Annotated in this window: 1 protein-coding gene; it reads right to left on the bottom strand. The window is 37.7% G+C overall.

Features of this window, described 5'->3' with window-relative positions; all coding sequences use genetic code 11:
- Positions 1 to 268 (bottom strand): carbohydrate ABC transporter permease (locus RYX56_RS22720; RefSeq protein WP_369293563.1); only part of this gene is annotated, 268 nt, incomplete at both ends.

Genomic DNA, 268 nt, shown 5'->3' with positions numbered 1-268 from the left:
AAGCCAAGAACGAGCCCATTCTTCCTGGCCAATTGCTTTTAATACCCCGTTAACTAAACCAACTTCAGGATTATAAAGAAGCTGCCATACCAAGCCAACTACGGCAATCGAAATAACAGAAGGGAGAAAAAAGACAGTCCGGAAAAACGGTTGAAACTTTCTAATTAATTTATCTTCCAGAATAGCAGCAATGATTAATCCAGCACCCACCTGAAATACAAGTGAAGCAATAGCATATAGAGAATTATTTTTCAAAGCTGTAAAAAAG

It is taken from the genome of Alkalihalophilus lindianensis (assembly GCF_032843265.1).
Taxonomy (GTDB): Bacteria; Bacillota; Bacilli; order Bacillales; family Bacillaceae_D; genus Alkalihalophilus; species Alkalihalophilus lindianensis.
The sequence above is the reverse complement of the archived record's forward strand: the minus strand, read 5'-3'. Positions and strand labels throughout refer to the sequence as shown.